The organism is Prosthecobacter sp., from assembly GCF_020439865.1.
Classification (GTDB): domain Bacteria; phylum Verrucomicrobiota; class Verrucomicrobiia; order Verrucomicrobiales; family Verrucomicrobiaceae; genus Prosthecobacter.
Map to the genome: position 1 here is coordinate 1 of NZ_JAGRPF010000164.1, position 14,311 is coordinate 14,311.

13 protein-coding genes and 1 tRNA gene are annotated in these 14,311 nt (G+C 57.3%); 6 read left to right on the top strand and 8 right to left on the bottom strand.

The genetic code is table 11. From position 1 onward, the window contains the following. A partial coding sequence (locus tag KDL09_RS19660; protein ID WP_294388988.1) for a hypothetical protein occupies nucleotides 1-660 on the top strand: 660 nt, incomplete at its 5' end. A 1-nt stretch (nucleotide 661) separates the two neighbouring features. Here the strand turns inward: KDL09_RS19660 and KDL09_RS19665 are convergent. From KDL09_RS19665 to pssA, 6 genes are all read right to left on the bottom strand, one after another. Further along, nucleotides 662-3,052, bottom strand: a complete 2,391-nt coding sequence (locus KDL09_RS19665; protein ID WP_294388990.1) for a serine/threonine-protein kinase — start codon at nucleotides 3,050-3,052, stop codon at nucleotides 662-664. Further along, nucleotides 3,039-3,761: an RNA polymerase subunit sigma-24 gene (locus KDL09_RS19670; RefSeq protein ID WP_294388992.1), complete on the bottom strand. Its 723-nt coding sequence runs from the start codon at nucleotides 3,759-3,761 to the stop codon at nucleotides 3,039-3,041. The genes KDL09_RS19665 and KDL09_RS19670 overlap by 14 nt, the downstream gene beginning before the upstream one ends. A gap of 558 nt (nucleotides 3,762-4,319) precedes the next feature. Next, nucleotides 4,320-4,487: a hypothetical protein gene (locus tag KDL09_RS19675; RefSeq protein WP_294388993.1), complete on the bottom strand. Its 168-nt coding sequence runs from the start codon at nucleotides 4,485-4,487 to the stop codon at nucleotides 4,320-4,322. A gap of 329 nt (nucleotides 4,488-4,816) precedes the next feature. Beyond that, on the bottom strand, nucleotides 4,817-7,879 hold the full coding sequence (locus tag KDL09_RS19680) for a PAS domain S-box protein (protein ID WP_294388995.1): 3,063 nt from the start codon (nucleotides 7,877-7,879) through the stop codon (nucleotides 4,817-4,819). Nucleotides 7,880-7,996: 117 nt separating this feature from the next. Then, a complete protein-coding gene (locus KDL09_RS19685; protein ID WP_294388997.1) occupies nucleotides 7,997-9,220 on the bottom strand; it encodes a hypothetical protein in 1,224 nt (407 codons plus the stop codon). A gap of 58 nt (nucleotides 9,221-9,278) precedes the next feature. Then, on the bottom strand, nucleotides 9,279-10,166 hold the full coding sequence (gene pssA / locus KDL09_RS19690) for a CDP-diacylglycerol--serine O-phosphatidyltransferase (RefSeq protein ID WP_294388998.1): 888 nt from the start codon (nucleotides 10,164-10,166) through the stop codon (nucleotides 9,279-9,281). A gap of 229 nt (nucleotides 10,167-10,395) precedes the next feature. On the opposite strand from pssA, the gene KDL09_RS19695 reads away from it, so the two are divergent. The 3 genes from KDL09_RS19695 to KDL09_RS19705 are packed head-to-tail and all read left to right on the top strand — an operon-like array spanning nucleotide 10,396 to nucleotide 12,052. Then, the gene (locus tag KDL09_RS19695; protein WP_294388999.1) at nucleotides 10,396-10,956 is read left to right on the top strand and encodes a rhodanese-like domain-containing protein; all 561 of its coding nucleotides are present in this window, start codon (nucleotides 10,396-10,398) and stop codon (nucleotides 10,954-10,956) included. Nucleotides 10,957-10,962: 6 nt separating this feature from the next. After that, entirely contained in the window at nucleotides 10,963-11,448 is a 486-nt protein-coding gene (locus tag KDL09_RS19700; RefSeq protein WP_294389000.1) for an iron-sulfur cluster assembly scaffold protein, read from the top strand. Between the two features lie 46 nt (nucleotides 11,449-11,494). Beyond that, nucleotides 11,495-12,052, top strand: a complete 558-nt coding sequence (locus KDL09_RS19705) for an iron-sulfur cluster assembly protein (protein ID WP_294389001.1) — start codon at nucleotides 11,495-11,497, stop codon at nucleotides 12,050-12,052. 57 nt (nucleotides 12,053-12,109) lie between these two features. On the opposite strand, the gene KDL09_RS19710 is transcribed toward KDL09_RS19705, so the two are convergent. After that, nucleotides 12,110-12,200: transfer RNA gene (locus KDL09_RS19710), tRNA-Ser, on the bottom strand. Between the two features lie 72 nt (nucleotides 12,201-12,272). Beyond that, complete coding sequence (locus KDL09_RS19715) at nucleotides 12,273-12,596, bottom strand: heavy-metal-associated domain-containing protein (protein WP_294389002.1); 324 nt, start codon at nucleotides 12,594-12,596, stop codon at nucleotides 12,273-12,275. A gap of 148 nt (nucleotides 12,597-12,744) precedes the next feature. Here KDL09_RS19715 and KDL09_RS19720 point away from each other — a divergent pair, with 148 nt between their 5' ends. Together KDL09_RS19720 and KDL09_RS19725 are read left to right on the top strand one after the other, a co-directional pair. After that, nucleotides 12,745-13,845 (top strand): hypothetical protein, encoded by a 1,101-nt coding sequence (locus KDL09_RS19720; protein ID WP_294389003.1) that lies wholly within the window; start codon nucleotides 12,745-12,747, stop codon nucleotides 13,843-13,845. Between the two features lie 15 nt (nucleotides 13,846-13,860). Further along, nucleotides 13,861-14,229: a diacylglycerol kinase family protein gene (locus KDL09_RS19725; protein ID WP_294389004.1), complete on the top strand. Its 369-nt coding sequence runs from the start codon at nucleotides 13,861-13,863 to the stop codon at nucleotides 14,227-14,229. Nucleotides 14,230-14,311 lie beyond the last annotated feature (82 nt).

Genomic DNA, 14,311 nt, shown 5'->3' on the forward strand with positions numbered 1-14,311 from the left:
ACCGCTGATGAGTGGGCGGTAAGTCTGCGCAACTTTGCGTGGGGGACGGAACCCGGAGCGGCACGTGAATTTCTGTCTTCCAAGGCGCTCGAACTCATTCAACATCCGGTTTGGAAGGCGCAACCAAGCGCCGGTTATTTCGAAGCCTTTGATGTCTTGGTCTTTGCGGGCGCCACTGAGGCAACGCCAACACTGGCTCAACTGACGCTGGACCGCACACGGGCTGATCTTGGGTATGCCGCATTTTTGACGCTCGACAGGCTTGTCTTGCGTGAACCTGCGGTCATGCTGGCAGCACTCTCCAAGCTGTCCGATGTTTCCTCACAGAGGCCGGAAATGCTGGCGGGCTTTTTCGCAAGGGCGGATGTCCGTGATGCTGCTCAAAGGGACAGTCTGGAAGCATATTTGTCGTCAAATTCACGGTCTGAAAAAGAGTGGACGGCATTTGCGAGTGTTTTCCCAAATGCGAATGCACTCGTATCGGAGAACTTGCTCACATCTGCCTCGGAGACGACTCCCGGGTCGCTGGCGGACCATGACCGCGATGCCCTAATCTGGACCGAGGCGCTGCTCAATGATGCACGTTTCACAGATCACGTGGCGGATCTGCAGCGCATTCGAAAGCGGCTTACGCAGTTTGTCAGTGCCAAGGAACCCTAGATCAGCGCTCGTTCTCAAGTTCTTCGATGCGGGCTTGGAGTCTGCCAAGTTGAGGGATCCCCGGAGCATTGATGCCGACTCTCAATGCAATCCCTTTAGCCTCCTGCAAAAACTGCCGAGACTTGTCCGGATCGCCGCTGCTCTTGAGCAGTTTCGCCATGTTGACACAAGACATCCCCAGGTCGATTTCATGCGAAGATTCGTCGACAAACTGTCTGGCAAGTTGGCGGGTGATTTGCAAATCTTCAATATAATGTCCCTTTGCGATGGAGAAGTCACCTTTAAGGAAAGCAATGTCTCCGAGATTGGCGAGGCTGGTGGAAAGTGAACGTTGGTAATCTGGATGATGGGGGTCCACATCGCGCGCCAGATGATTGATCTTGTCATGAAACTGGGTGAACGCCACTTCTGCCTCCTCCAGTTTATTGAGTGCTTGAAACGCCTTGCCCAGCTTGTTCCAAGCGATTGCGAGTTCGTTAAAGATGCGCATGTCGTCTGGCAAGTTCGCGGCAAGATCGTCCAACAACTGTTCCTGCTGCTCGTAATTGGTGCGCGCCTTGGAATAGTCTGCAGCATAGAACCAGAAGTCACCCAAGTTGCCGTAGGATTTGGCAAGGTTGCGCTGGATTTCAGGATCGTCCGCACCCCGGAAGTTGATTTGTTGGAAGATTTCAAGCTGCCGGTTGAACGCTTTTTCCGCCTGACTGGTCTTGCCTTGCCTGAAGTATAGAAAACCAATGTTTTCCAAACTGGATGCCAAAGCCACGGCCGTCTGCGCATCCTCTAAATGAGCTGACTCGTCGGCACTCAGCAGGTCAAGTTGAGAACGATAAATCGACTCCGCTTTGGCCAGGTCGCCACGGGTTTCCCAGACTTTGCCGACTTCACCCAATGCCTGTGCGTATTCACGCGCCAGTTCGGTCTGCTGAGGCGAATTAAAATGTAGTTTCCTCAGCATGTCTGCATGGGAAAAGTATGCCTTATCAGCGTCTTCTGTGCGGCCCAGTTTGCGGGCGACATCAGCATAGTACTTGAGCGTCCATGCATGGTTTCGTGAACTCGATGCATTCCATTCGGTTTGAGGAAGATGGTCGAAGTAGGACCGCGCTGAATGGGTCACACTCTCGAGGAGATCGAGTCGCCCGACTTCCTCAAGTCGTTGACGGAGATCGCCCAACATATCCTCAATCAGGCTTTCAGCTGACTGACGCGTCTGTTCGGCGACAAGACGTGCCCGTGCCTCAGCGACTTGTTTATGCATGGCCAGCACCCCTGCAATGACCGCCGCGCCACCGGCGATCACCGCGAACCACAAGCGATTGCGTAGTTTTCGGTTTGTCGTCCGTTGCACCATCAGTTCCTCGGCGATGCGGGGAGCCTCGACAATCGCCTGCACTTTAGCCAAGACCTCGGTTGCAGACTGGTAGCGACGGTCGGGTGCCTCCTCGAGGCAACCACGCACAACATCGTCAAGGGGTTGCGATGTGTTGTTGATCTTCGACGGAACATCCCACGTCTCTGGAACTGGACGTTGCCCCGTCAACAGTTCGTACAAAATGATGCCCAAGGCCCAAACGTCAGTTTTCTTTGATGCTTCGGTTCCGTGTTTTAGCTGCTCGGGCGCCATATAGGCAGGTGTTCCGGCAGCCTTAAGAGCGTGATCTTTGTCTAGAGGATTATCATCCCGTCTCGCAAGGCCGAAATCGAGCACTTTGACCACGCCCGAATCCGTGAGGAAGATGTTCTCCGGTTTTAAGTCACGATGAATCACATTGTTTTCGTGGGCCAAGGCGACCGTCGCGCAAATCTGGCCAAAAATGTCTATGGCACGTTCTTCAGTAAGCGGTCCTTTGCGAAACTCCGCGCGCAACTCGTTGCCAACCAGAAGATCCATCGAAAAGAAGAACACGTCGCCCGAATCACTCCCATCGAAATCAGTATCCGTCCCTCCCGCTAAGAATCCGCTGTCAAACACCCGAACAAGCCCTGGGTGCTCGAGGTTGAACATGATCCGCGCCTCGTCCCTGAAACTCTTGCGGAACTGCGGATCATTGAATGCAGAGCCAGGCCGCATGATCTTGACGGCAATGCTCGCATCCAGTTGCAAATGATAAGCTTCGTAAACCGCACCCATGGCCCCATGGCCCAGCTCTTTTCTGATCGTATACCAAGCCAGTCCCTGTTTGTGAAATCTCTCCTCCAATTCCTCGGCAGTTGGAGGGTGCCAGCCTTCAGGTGAAGGGGGGGCATTGTAGGCATCAATGCCCAGTTTCAGCAGGTGACGAGGATGCAAATCGGTGAGGGAAGGAGGCAGGGCCTCCGGCGCAAATGTCCGGATTGGATGCTGGACAGCGACCGTGGCGCACTCCGCGTTTGGATCAGAGAAAGTCATTCAATTCGGATAGTTCATCTCTAATCTCGGCCTCCGACGGGTCATCAAGAGTCTGGGCCACTTGATCGCGAAGCATCTCTTGAAACCGTCTGCGCAGTCGCGAGATCGCGGTGCGCACAGCACCTTCGTCCATTCCAAGCCTCGCCGCCGCTTGAGCACTCGTGGTTTCTTCAGCATCGGGGGGCAGCATGCCGAGAAACCCTCGGAGATTCTCAAACACATCCAGCTTGTTGCGCTTCTGATATTCATCTCGAAGTGCTTTCATGGTGCTGTCGAGAACCGCGAGAGCCCATCTCCTCTGAAACAATCGGTCTGGCGTCATCGATTCGATGGGTTCTGCTCCATACCATCCCTCGGCACTTGCTTCGTCGATCGAGAAATGCGTGGCACCTTGTCCGCGTTTGAGTGCCGTCTCGCGAGTCCACTCATTGTGCAGGAAGTTTTTTACTGCCGCTAGGACGAGGGTGCGTAGCCGACCCTTCGTCTGGTTGGCCTTGGCAAACAATTCGCCTGTTATAACCTTTTTCTCAAAAAAGCCCTGGGTTAAGTCCTGTGCATCGTGGGCACCATGATTGGAACTTCGGACGAAAGCGTAGATAGGGAACCAGTACATCTCGCACAACTGGTTTAACGCCGCCCCGGAGACGGCACCATTCACCGAGCGTGCGCGCGAAATTAGCGTCCATTGTGTGCTCGGTATGGCTGACATGAGGTAGCGCTTGGTTAATGGTCCGGTGCGATGAACGGTCTTTTGCTCAGGAGAAGTATGGCTTTCTGCGCAATCACCCTGTGTAGTTTTTCTTGCTTTTTCAGGGAGATGTCAAGGATGTGTAAGTGTCCGATACTTCAGGGGAGCATTGTGGTGGTGAGTGACCAGTGAGTGTGCGATGTCGACCTTGGTGATAAATGTGTTCGTGGTTTGGCGGACGACATGGAATGCTTTGTTGGTGAGGAGTTGTCCTTTCTATCGGCGATCTGCTTGCGATTGATGTCGTGTTCTCGTGGAGGTGAAGTGACTTATGGCCGGTGGCTGATGCACATCCCTTCGGTTCATGGGATGCTGGTCGAATGCGGCTTTGTTGATCTTGACGAAGTTTCAGTCATTGAGAGAGCGTCAATCCATGAAGCTGAGCGGCGAGTTTTACTGCTGCCGTGCGAGCAGGGGAACAGTCACACATGTCCTTCATAGGACTCCAGCGATCTCGGTGTGATGCGGTCTCACTGGAGGTCCAGCGGCTCATTGGAGTATCATTTCCATTGGTGGCGATCATAGGCGATGGCAGGCGATTCTGAGGATGTTGGTGACAACTTCGGGAAGGTGTCTGCGGGTGAGGCTGACAGTTCCGTGATCGGGGGAGGCGGTGAACGCGAAGTTATGGAACTCATCGTCGATCTTCTGTGCCATCTTTGCATCGGTGCATTTGGTGGACTTCATGGTGCTGTGCGAGTGATCAGCTTTGGGGTTGTAACACCAGATCTGAACCTGCCAAAACTGGCTGTTTGGATTGCGGCAGATGCTGGCGGCTTAGTACATGTTCAACACAAACTTCACCAAAGCTTCAGCTGTTTCTTCAACGAATGGTGATTTTGTGATTTGTGCAACTCTGTATATGGCAACTCTGGATATGCTTTGTGTGATTTACCCAGTGATACGGGCTAAATCGAGATCTTCGAAGCGTGTCGCGAAAGAGCTCCGACCGTGTCGGCGGTTCGATTCCGTCCCGAGCCACCTTCTTGACCTAGAGGCGGCAATCAATTGGCGGCTCAAATGCCTCCGCCGATGCCGTGGTCAGTCATTGACGGACTTTCCCTCTTTCCTTGAGATTGATTGGAGTGGCAAACTCCGCAAGGGAACTGGCAGATGACGCAGACTCCTCCTCGCGGCTTGGATTTAATCTCAAGGCTGCCCCCGATTAGGTTGGCGCGGTAGTCCATGACGCGCATGCCGATCCCTTGGCTGCCTTCGTTCCTCTTGAGGAGACCGGAGCCGTTGTCTTCGACTTTGAGTTCGCATTGGAGCTCATCGAGACGCTTGAAGGAGATTCGGATTGATTTGGGTCTGCCATGCCGCAGGGCGTTGTTCGCAGCCTCCTGTGCAATGCGGTAGATGTGAGTCTCTCTCTCGGGGTCATCAATGCAGATGTCTGACTGGACTTCACAGGTGCAATGTGTGCGGTGGTTGGTGCGGATGGTCTCAGCGAGAAGTTGCAACGCTCCACCGAGGCCGCGGTTCTTCACCGAAGCCGGTGAGAGGCTGTGTGACATGCGGCGGACTTCCTGAATGGCCTCCTGCAGGAGCTGGAGAATGCGACTGGCACTCGCCTTCTGATCGCCTCTGAGCTCGCTTTCCAAGGCTTCCATCAGCGTGGCGACCCCGGTCATCGTCTGACCGACACCATCGTGGAGGTTGTGGCCGATGCGGGCCTGCTCCTGTTCGGAGATTCTGAGGATCTCATTTTGCAGACGGTTGCGCTCGGTGAGGTCGGTGCCTGTGACGATGATCCGGTCAATGGCGCCATCCTTCGACCGGGTGGCGATGCTTGAAAGCGCCACGGTATGCGTCCTGCCGTTTTTGGCGTAGAGCACCGCCTCCCGGGGTGGGTTGTATTCGCCGCTAAAAAGCCGCACGAGTCGTTCGCGTGCGCGTGTGATCTCGGCGTCCCTCATGATTCCGACCTCCCAGGGGGTGCGGTTGAGGAGTTCATTCCGGCTGTAACCAAGAATGTTCACGGTGGCGTCATTGACGTGCACCATGTGGCCTTCGTGGTCGAGAAGCACGATGATGACGGAGGTGTGGTTGACCAGGATTTGATTGAACTCCTGTTCCCGCAGGTAATTGGCCTCCGCCTTCTTGCGCTCGGTGATGTCCTCGACCACGGAGAGATGCTGTCCGGTATGTACGCCTTCGGAGGCGATACGCGTGACGCGTACATTGCCCCAGATGACAGAGCCATCCGGCAGGAGATAGCGTTTCTCGAGAGAGTATTCGGATATCTCACCGGCTGACAGTCTTTGCTTCAAATGCATATTGGCGGCCCGATCGTCCGGATGGGTGATCTGGTCGAAGGTGCTGACGAGCAATTGTCTGCGGGTTCGGCCGGTGATGGTGCAGTAGCGCTGGTTGAGTTCGAGAAAACGGCCGGTCTGGCCATCGAGAATGCCCACGCCCACCGAGGCCTGTTCAAAGAAGGCTCGAAGCCGCGTCTCGCTCTCCAGCAGTTCTTTTTCCGCCTGCTTGCGCCGGGTGATGTCCTGAAACGTTCCGATCAGTGCAGTCACTTTGCCATCCGTCTTGACGGCGGAGCCCTGGGAGAGCGCCCAGAAGGGGCGGCCTTTGGCCGAGATCACGGGAAGCTCCAGCTCGTAACTGGTGCCGTACTCGATCGCATGCTCCAGCGCTGCACGGATGATGGGCTGGGCCTCCGGAGCATAAAAGTGGATGGCCTCGTCGACAGAAGGCGCCGCCAAGTGATCAACTTGGAAAAGACGACAGGTTTCTTGGGACCAGAAGAGTTTCATGGTGGCAAGGTCCAGATCCCAGCCGCCGATCTTGGCCATTTCTCCCGTGCGCTCCAGCAGATCGCTGGTGCGAGCGAGCGCGAGCTGGGCCTTTTTGCGCTCGCCGATGTCCTCCACTACCGCGATGAGTCGGGCGGGAGGTTCGCCAGGTTTCCACATCGGGGAGACAGTGATGTTTACCCAGGTGATGTCCCCGTCAGGGTGGAGGTAGCGCTTCTCCATCGAGAAGGTCGAAATCTCTCCCGCTCTGAGTTTCTTCATGTTGTCGAGATTGAGCTGCAGGTCATCCGGATGAGTGATGTCCATGAAGGTCGATGACAGCATCTGATGGCGTGTGAGACGCGCGATGTCGCAGGCACGCTGGTTCACTCGGAGGAAGCGTCCTGTGGTGCTGTCAGTCAAGGTGACGCCCACCGCGGCCTGTTCAAAAATCACGCGGAACAGCGCTTCACTCTCACGCATTTCAGCTTCGGCCTTTCGACGTGCGGTGACGTCTGTGAGGAGGGCGATGGCGCCCACGTAGGCGCCGCTGGAGTCGGTAATGGGATTGGTGGATACAAAGGCCCACAGGTAGGAGCCGTCTTTGCGCACGTATTTGAACTCGAACTGTTCAGAGACGCCCTTTTTCCGACGGCGTATATGTCCCGTCAGTAGAGCGCGTCCTTCGTCGTCGAGGAAATCGTCGATCGGCCTGCCGATCATTTCAGAGGCCTCGTAGCCCATCATCTGCGCCATCTTGGGATTGACGTAGTCGGTCAGGGAACGCACGTCGATGGACCAGATGCCTTCCTCGGCGGTTTGCACGATGCGGCGATAACGCTCCTCACTATCGTGCAGTGCCATTTCGGAGCGTTTTCGCTGGGTGACGTCATTGACGATGCCGGTGAGGTGTGTCACGCGGCCTGTTTTATCCACGACGGGAGTTACGGAGATCTCTCCGTATTTCGTCTCCAGAGGATGGACATAGGTCTCTTCCCAGCTCACCGGGCGCACCGAGCGAACAGCCTCGCGACACATTTTGACGATGCGACTGCAGGAGGGCTCAGGAATAAACTCCTGAAGTTTTTTTCCGATCAGTTGAGCGCGCCGCATTCCTGACGCGCTGAGGAAACAACGGTTTGCAGCGATCAAGCGCAGCTGATTCCTAGACTCCACCACAATGGTGAAGAGTGGTGCGCCAACCTGGTCGTAAAAGGGGGAGAACTGGGTGTCCGGATCGACGGGCTGACGGTTATTCTTTTTCGACGACGTTGCAGACTTGGCCGCTGACTTTTGCCCGGCTGCAGAACGCTTGGGTGTCTTTTTCATGCAAAGGCGGCACAGCTGGTGGAATGCCCTTACGGATCCTGCCAGTGGAACCGGTTGTCTCGGGTGATGAAATTCTAGGCACTGTGTGTAGCGGAAGCAAGCTTGATGGCATGTTCCTCACACTTCTGCAGCGCTCGCCAGGATCTCCTCAGAAAGTCCCGGAATTTTGGCCAGGGTCTTGGCGGGCGTTTCGCGCATGGCCGGGACGTGAAGAACATCTTCGCTCAGGCTTTGGAGCAGGCGGTCGAGTGCCTGGCCAAAGGCAGTCACGGCGGCATTTTCTTCGTCGATGTCATGCCGCAGACCATTGAGCAGAGCGACATGCTCGTAGCGCTGGAGCCACTCAGCGGCGCGCGGACGATAGCGTTCAATGATCCGGCGCATCAGGCTTTCTGCGGAGCGTGGCTCAGCTTCGCGAAGTACCTGAAAAGCGAGGCAGCGCGCCACATCGGCCGCGGCGGAGATGAGCCCAGGTTCGTTTACGCCGATCTGGTCGTGTGACAGGCTGCGGTGGCGGTGCTCGAAGTGAAAGCCCAGATCCACCTGGCACTGTTGTTCACCGGGAAGGTGGCGGAAGGCCTCACAGAGAATGGCAATCTCCAGCCCCCATCCTCCGGGCAGGCAGAAACATTCCAGCGCCTTCATGTCAGCGGCAAATTCTCCGGAGAGCGGGTAGCGGAAGCTGTCGAGATGTTCGAGGAGCGGTTTGGAACCCAGCACGTCGCGGCAGGCCTGCACGAGAGGGAAGATCAGCAGCCGTGTCACGCGGCCGAACAGACGGTCAGACACACGGCTGTAGTAGCCTTTGGCAAAACGGTAGCCCATGCCCGGATGAAGCAGGGGGTAGCACAGTCTCCACAGCAGGTCGCGGCTGTAGTTCAGGATGTCGGTGTCATGGCTGACGATGATGCCATCAAAGCCGCGTGCGTGCAGATATGCGGCGCCCATCCAGATGTTTGAGCCTTTGCCGGCGTGGGGGCCGGCCAGTCCGGCCTCATCCATGCGCAAATAGGCCTGCGCGAGCTGCGGCCCGTCGTTCCAGAGCACATGGGCCCTTTTGCCGCGAAGGTTTTTGCGGATGAGCATCAGGGCACGTTCATGCTCGGCGGCGTTCATGCCGTTCATGGTCAGAACGACTTCAGAGACATGTCCGGCCTGGGAAACCTCTTCCAGAATGCGTGGAAGCGCCGGGCGTTCGCATTCCGCATAGAGCGCGGGCAGAAGCAGCGCAACCGGCTTGTCTCGTGCCCAGTCCAGCATCTCGGCCTCACGCTCGGAACTGTCCGCGTGAGCGAGGTGATGAAGGGTGGGCACGCGCGCGTGCTGATAGAAGTCTGCCATGAGGAGGGAGGCCCTCCATTACGCATGGTGTGCGTTTGGGAAACGGATTTGTTTCGATTCAGACGTGCGCGGTGCTGTCGCCGCTGCCGCGGTGGTTGGGCAGGTCTGGCTCGTCCTCTTCGCCGTTGAGGGCGAGCGTTTCCACCTCGGGGTCGATTTCGGCGCTCTCTGCCTCGATCTCGATCTCCTGCCGCCATTTACGCGAGATCCATGGGCGCGCGAGACCATAGAGCAGGTAGCTGACAAACAGCACCGCAGGCATCCAGTGCCAGTTCATCACCGTGAAGGCGACGACAAAAATGCTGATGAGCACCCAGTGGAACGAGCGCTTCGTGCGCCAGTTCACCGCCTTGAAGCTCGGGTATTCGAGGCTGCTCACCATCAGGTAGGACAGCAGTGCCATGAGGCCCGCCAGCGCATACTTCCAGTTGCCGATCTCCTTCTCATTGCTGTCCAGCCAGATGATCAGTAGCGTCAGCGAGGAGATCACGCCCGCCGCCGCCGGAATCGGGCAGCCGCGGAAGCTGGTGTTGCTGCTCTTGACGTCGAGGGCGGCGAGGCAGTTGAAGCGTGCGAGGCGCATCGCTCCGCACACAAGATAGATGCAGGAGATCAGCCAGCCGAGTCCCTTGGGGGTGTCGATCTCCTTGAGCACGATGTCATGCACCAGAAGGGCGGGGGCCACTCCGAAAGAGACGATGTCTGCCAGCGAATCCAGCTCACGGCCGAACGGACTTTCCGTGCCGCCCATGCGCGCCACACGTCCGTCCAGCGCATCGAAAAGGCAGGCCAGGAGGATGAAGACGATCGCATAGTGGTAATGCATGTGGTCGTCGAGATGCCGTCCGTCGAAAATCTGCAGGATGGCGACAAAGCCGCATAGAATGTTGCCCGCCGTCATCAGAGTCGGCAGCACCGGGATGCGAGGTTCATGGGCGTTAGGCATGGCGGCCAAGGTGAACGCGGAATGACGAATGTCGAACGACGAATGCGGCGGGTGGGTGCGCCTCCCGGCCGGGCCTTCCGAGTTTGGGCCGGGCCTGCGGCTTGCATTGGATGGTTTTGCCGTTATGGCATGCCTCACGCGCTCAGGATCGTCCGAAAAGCTCAATGGATCCAAATTGGGTCTTCGGCTGTCGTCCTCCGATCTTCCGCATTCGTTATTCATTTCTCCCATGCCTTCTGAACTTCCACCCCTGACTGGCGACATGACCATGAGCCAGGTGCTCCAGGCCTATCCTGGCGCGCAGCGGGCGCTGTTTGCCCGCTATCACATCGGCGGCTGCCGCAGTTGCGGTTTTCAACCGGGGGAGACGCTCGCCCAGGTCTGCGAGCGGAATGAAAACATCCCGGTTGCCGAGGCAGTGGCGCACATTCAGGAGAGTCATCAGGGCGACGTCTCCCTTCAGATCTCCCCGCAGGACTTCGAGTTGCTCCGTCGCAGCAAACCCGATGTCGTTCTCCTCGATGTACGCACCCGTGAGGAGCATGACGCGGTGAAGCTTCCCGGCGCTCGCCTGCTGACACAGGAACTCGTGCAGGAGATCTTCACCAGCGGCGACAAGACGAAGCCAATTGTACTCTACGACCATACCGGCTCCCGCTCGCTGGATGCCGCCGCCTACTTCATCGGCCATGGCTTTGCGGAAACGAAGTGCCTCGCTGGTGGCATCGATGCCTACAGCCAGGAGATTGATCCCAGCCTGCCGCGTTATCGTATCGAAATCGAAGACTAAGACGCCATGGACGAAGCAGCCCTGCAGCAAGCCCTGACCGACACCCAGAACCTCGGTGAAATGCCCGACGCCGATGCCGTGGGCACCGTCGGCAGTCCGGACTGCGGCGACATGGTCCGCATGTGGATCAAATACAAAGAGAAGGACGGCAAGAAGGTCATCGACAAGGCCAGTTTCCAGAGTTTTGGCTGCCAGACCGCGATTGCCGTTGCAAGCATTGCCACCGAACTGATTCGAGGCAAGACGAAGGAAGAGGCGCTCTCCCTCTCAGCAGAGGAACTCAGCAAGCCCCTCGGTCCGCTGCCACCGATGAAAATTCACTGCGGCCAGATGGTCGAAGGCGCCCTGCGTGCTGCGCTCGAAGCTGAAAAGAAACCCGAAGGGCTCTCCGAACCCGTTGTCGCCGCCGATCAATCAGGCACCCTCGCCGACGCCCTCACCGCAGCTGGCAAAACTCAGGGTAAAATCAAGATCGTCCTCACCAGCCAGTAGTCTGGTCATTCGATATTCCTCATTCTGTCATTAGTCATTTTAAAACATGCACTCCTCCCTCGAACTCAAACGCGAAGTCGATGCCGTCCAGATTCCCAGCGGCGATCTCATCAAGCTGCCCATGGGCATGAAGGTCATCATCACACAGTCCCTTGGCGGCACCTACACCGTTGCCACGGACTTCGGACTCGCCCGCATTCAAGCCGGAGATGTTGATGCGCTGGGCATTGATCCCGAGGCCGCTAAAAAGGAGCAGGAAGGCACTTCTTCCAACATTCCGGCGGACATCACCGATCTCGAAGGCCAGGTGTGGAACCAGCTCAAGAACGTCTATGACCCCGAAATCCCCGTCAACATCGTCGATCTCGGCCTCGTCTATGACTGCAAGGTGGAAACCGATGGTGAGGGCAAAAACAAGGCCCTCGTCAAAATGACGCTGACTGCTCCTGGCTGCGGGATGGGCCCCACGATCGCCGCCGATGCCCAGAGCCGCATCATGACCATCGAGGACATGGATGACGCCGCCGTCGAGCTCGTCTGGGATCCCGCGTGGAACCAGGGCATGATCAGCGTCGAGGGCAAGATGAAGCTCGGCATGATCTGAGGCGCGCGGCCTTTAGACGCAGCTCACCAGACCTCGCAGCGGCCGGGTATAGCGAAATGGCGGACAGGGAGGGATTCGAACCCTCGGTACCGGATTAGGGTACACACGCTTTCCAGGCGTGCTCATTAGACCACTCTGACACCTGTCCAAAAAGTCTCCTCGAAAAAAGGAGAGCGCGGATAGTGGCGCAGGTGGAAGCGCAGGCAAGTGATTTTGCCCTTCAGTTGGCAGGTTGCTCCGACTTCTTCCAAGTATGCACGATGTAGGTGGAGGCAGAGGTGCCGAGCGCGGCGACCGCCTGCTCTTTGGTGAGTGCACTCGAACTGGAGGTGACGGTGACTTTTTGGGTGCCCGGTTTGTCGCCGGGAATGATCTGGACCTTTGAGACGCCGTCTAGTTTGGTGAAGGAGGCTGTGACGTGGTCCTTGCAGCCTGCGCAGACCATGCCGGTCATCTCGGCGATGTAGGCAACCGGCTGGTCTCCTGCGATCAGGGACGTGGTGAACAGGGAGAGCAGGGCGAGGAGGATGGCGGCGCGAGTCATGGGGCTGGGGGAAAAACAGATATACGGATGGATTACGCCGCCAAGTCCAAGTTTGTGCGGGGATGGGCCGTTGTGAGGAAGATTTTCGCGGATAAAGATTTTTCGTGATCCTATCCGCGTTTTGCCGTGTTTATTGCCTCCTCCAACTATGAAACCCACCTGCCTCCTGTCATTGCTGGCTCTGTTGCTGGCCCCCTGCGTCTTCGCTCAAACGGCTGCTCCCGAGACTGCGGAGACGGAGCCCGCTACCCCCTCGGTTCCGAAGGTTGTCCTGACTCCGGCGCAAACGGCGCACATCTTGAAGGAGCTCGAAAAAATCGAGGCGCAGATCGGGCAGGGGCGCAGTGGATTGTTCAGCGCAGCGCTGACCAAGTTTCGTGAAGGAATGGCGAGTGATTCTGCGGCGCTGGCCCTCTATCTGGACTGCTATCGTCTGGAGCACTTCGAGCGCAAGAACCTGAAACAATCGGATTTTACGGACTGGCGTGATCGCAATGAGACGCGTTTGAAGGATGACGATTTCAAAAAGGCGCTGTTGCTGCAGCTGGAGTATCTGGTGCTCTCCATCCAGGCACAAGACATCAAGGAAATGAAGAAAATGGCTCCTTTGGTGACGGCTTTGCAGGCTTTTATTGGCAAGGCCATAACGGCGGTGCAGGGATCGACCAAGCACTCGGCCTCTGGTGCCGTATCTGACAAAGACGCGGGTCCCAAGGGAGGTGGTGGACGCAAAGGCGGCGGAGGTGGTGGCGGCGGCGGACCCGGAGCGGATCTCACGGGCGTGCTTCGCCAGGCAGTGACTGGATCGGAGTTCGCCACTGCCTACCAGCTCGGAGATCACCTCGACAAAAAGGATTGGGACTATCGCCCGCTCGATGTGGAAGGAATCTATTCCAAGGTCATTTTGCCATATTATCTCTCAGAAAAGCCGACGGAATTGTCGGCCCAATGGGATGCCCGAATCAACGCCGAGGTGGCGTTGCGCAAAGCTTTGATGAGCGAGACTGAATTCAATCTGTTCCTCAAAGACGAGGGTCCGCGCATGCAGTGGGCTAAGAACAACTACCTGGTGTCCAACAATGTGAATGCGATCAATGCGTTGGCGGACATGCTCAAGATAATTCAGAACTACCCAGGTCATCCAGACGCCATGGGCTGGCTGAAGGACTTCCGGTCCATCGTCAAAGACGTCTCGGAGCCTGAGGCGGGGCCGACGCCAGCCGAGACTCCCATTGGCGGTACCCAGTAGCCGATCTTTTTTGGAATGTTCAACTGGCTTGCCTCGGTGACCCGCAGTTTCGGACCTGCGTGGGCCGGACTGTGGTGGGCGCTGAAGACGCAACGCAATCTCCAGGCGCATGCGATTGCCTCGGGCCTCGTGGTCGTCTTTGGTGTGGGATTGAAGATCGAAACTTGGGAGTGGTGCGCGGTGGTGCTAGCGGCAGGGCTCGTGTGGGCGGCGGAGCTGCTGAACACGGCGATCGAGGCGCTGGCAGACCGCGTCACCAAGGAGCGGGAGGAGCCGATCCGCCGGGTCAAGGACGCGGCGGCCGCAGGAGTGCTGGTTGCTGCGCTGGCCGCGCTGGCGCTCGGAATGATCGTCTTTCTGCCGAAACTGTGGGGGTTGATCTGAGAATGTTCCGCCGTCGCCTTGACGCAGCGGACGAGACTTCTATGATGCCCGGCTCCTTCGAGCCCCCCAAAAAAACTTACTG